Annotated in this window: 2 protein-coding genes; both read right to left on the bottom strand. The window is 36.7% G+C overall.

Features of this window, described 5'->3' with window-relative positions; translation table 11 throughout:
• A partial coding sequence (rfbB, locus tag ABIQ28_RS07625; protein ID WP_348036292.1) for a dTDP-glucose 4,6-dehydratase occupies positions 1-1,040 on the bottom strand: 1,040 nt, incomplete at its 3' end.
• Positions 1,041-1,434: 394 nt separating this feature from the next.
• Entirely contained in the window at positions 1,435-2,811 is a 1,377-nt protein-coding gene (locus ABIQ28_RS07620; protein ID WP_348036291.1) for an IS66 family transposase, read from the bottom strand.
• Positions 2,812-3,188: the final 377 nt, after the last annotated feature.

The raw sequence follows: 3,188 nt of genomic DNA, 5'->3' as shown, positions 1-3,188 counted from the left end.
TGTTTTGAATAGTACTCTTGGTATTGTCCGCTCGTGACCGAATTAAGCCATTCTTCGTTTTCTAAATACCAATCAATTGTTTTAGACAAGCCCTTTTCAAATGTTACCGAAGGACACCAACCTAATTCTTTATTAATTTTAGTGGCGTCAATAGCATATCTTAAATCGTGACCTGGTCGATCTTTTACATAGGTAATCAACTTCTCACTAGTACCTGGTTCTTTGTTTAGCTTAAGATCCATTTGCTGACACAACAACTTGACTAAATCGATGTTTTTCCATTCATTGAAGCCACCAATATTATAAGTCTCATTCAGTTCACCTTTATGAAAAACCAAATCAATAGCAATGGCGTGGTCAAGAACATATAACCAATCTCTTGTATAGTTACCATCACCGTAAACAGGTAGCGGCTTTTCTTGGATGACATTATTGATAAATAAAGGGATCAATTTTTCCGGAAACTGATAAGCTCCGTAATTGTTTGAGCAATTTGAAATCACATACGGCAAGTTGTAAGTTTCACCATAGGCTCTTACAAAATGATCAGAGCTCGCCTTAGAAGCAGAATATTGGGAATTTGGACTATATGGTGTCGTTTCTAAAAACAAACCTTCACTTCCCAAGGTGCCATAAACTTCATCAGTACTGACGTGATAAAACAACTTATTGTCCCAATTATCTGACCATAAATTTTTAAACGCATTCAGTAAAATCATGGTACCCATAATATTGGTTTTTGCAAACGCTAAGGGATCTGTAATGGATCGATCCACATGAGATTCTGCCGCCAAATGAATGACACTATCTGGTTTTTCGGTTGCAAATAAATGTTCTATAAAACCCTCATCGGTAATATCTCCTTTTACAAACTTATAATTCTCCTTATCCTCAATATCTTTAAGATTCATGAGATTTCCAGCATAGGTAAGACTATCTAAGTTTATAATTTTATAATCAGGATAGGTATTAACAAAAAGTCTCACCACATGAGACCCTATAAAACCTGCACCACCCGTAATTATAATTTTTCTTGACATAGTTCTGTTTTTTGTTTCTTAAATAAATGACACAATTTCCTATCTCGTATCAGCATTCTATCATCGAAGCTGCCCTTTAGAAACGGCTTCGCCACCATCACTCACATTAAATAAATAAACGTGATGAAAACCAATCTCTTACACTGAAAGACAAAACGCTGTTAGAAGCGTTTTAAAAGTCTGCAATACTACAATAATATCAAGAATATCTTACTTTATAAAGTAGATTGTTCTTTCTGATCTTTATAACTGTCATATCTCAGACATTTATACTTCATTTCAATATTGTCTGGAAAAGAATTAAGACCGCTTCGCTGATAGAACCAAGAACAAAGATTAACACGTATTTAACTGAAAATAAGGGCTGTGAAATTCATAATTAGAATGGGTGTAACTATTCAGCCATAATGGGCAAAAAGGGTTTTTGAAGAAATACGTTTTGAATATTATCAAGTACACTTTTATTATTTTTCTTGAGTGTAGATATGTATCCCCTAATCCTAGCAAAGTATTGCGCATGGTTCTGCGACCTAAAACAGCCTGACACCTTTTCTTTTACCTTGATCATCCTTAAGTCTCTTTCCGCCTGGTTATTATCAAAAGGGACATCAATTTGTTTTATGAATTTAAGGAACAGGTATTTGTGTTTTTCAAGCGCAAAAGCCAGCCTCTGTTCATCTGTTTTCTTTAATGCCCCGTTATATTCTTTTATGATTGGCCTGACCAGGCCCGTGTACCTTTTGAATATCCTGGAATAATAAGCTGCTTTTAAATTGGGGTTTTCCTCTTTGTCCTGCTTGGCCTTGCAGAGCAATTTCCTGATCTGCTTTGCCCAAGGCGCGTCAAAAGCCTCTTCAACATAAACAAGATCCCTTAGTATATGTGCGTTGCATAGGCTATGGCCACATTCATAGGAGAAATAACTGCTAAAACGGTCATGTACCAGGGTGCCCTTGTAGAGTTCTAAAAGCCCTATGGCATCCATGGCCTGTTTGCCTCTGTTCAAATGATGGGAAAAAAGACTTATGGTTTTATTGCTTACTACATGGATCCAACTGTTTTTTCCGTTAAGGCGAACACCTGTTTCATCGGCATGTAAAATAGGGCTCTGTAGTAACTGTTGTCTTATATGTTGCTCATAATCGCGCAAATCACCAAAACACTGCTTTTGGAAATTTGATAGGCTTCCCGTAGAAATACGGTGTCCTGTTAAATCGGAGATCAATTCACTGCAGCGCGCAAAGGGAAGCATCTGGTAGTTCTGGAGATAAACACAAAGTGATTTTAAATGCGTACCATATTGTGCTTCTTGTACAAGTTGTTTTGGGAATTGTCCTTTGTTTGATTTTCCGCAGGAGGCACATCTCCTATGCAGTCTTCTATGCTCTGTTACGTATATCTTTATTTCTGGAATATCGAAAACTTGACGTGTATCGAAATGTTCAGGAGCCTCCTCAAGGCTGTTTCCGCAACAGCTACAGTTTTCTACATCATGGACAACTACCGTATCTGCTGTGGCGACCATTTTTAATTTACTGCCCCCGTGGCCCTTTTGGCCCCCTTGGGGCTTATTGGATTTATCCCGCAGGCTTTTGGTCTTTCTAAATGGATCCTGTGAGGGAGGGACACTGCTGTTGCCGCTATTCTTAGGGTTCTCATATTTTGCCAATCTTAATTCGAGTTCGGCAACCCTCGAGCGCAATTCTGCATTTTCTTTTTTAAGAATTTCAAAATCTTGTAACAGTTGCTTTATAAGTTGCTTGTCGTTCAAAACTATTGTTTTCCCTAAGGTCTCAAACCAAGCGTAACAAACAAAATAAAAGACTATTACAATATCAGAGAGTTATAAACCGATGTTCATAAAACACATGTTTTTTTTAGAGCAACAGCGTAAAAAATCGAAAATCGTTGATAACTGCATCAAATCGGCTGAATAGTTACGAATATGTTATGATGATTTAGCAATAGTTTTCAAAAAACCTCGAAATGAAGGAGATTGAGGGTCAAAAACATTGAAATATCTTTATTTATCTCTATTCTTAGTAGATCAACGCAGCTTTAATCTGTCAACAATGATTTATAATCGATTTTATTTCGACTAAACACTTCATGATTTTCATATTTTAGAAATTGTAACCACTAAAAACC

The organism is Gelidibacter sp., from assembly GCF_039916245.1.
Lineage (GTDB): Bacteria > Bacteroidota > Bacteroidia > Flavobacteriales > Flavobacteriaceae > Gelidibacter.
Note: the sequence above shows the minus strand (reverse complement) of the source record. Positions and strands in the feature narration are given on the sequence as shown.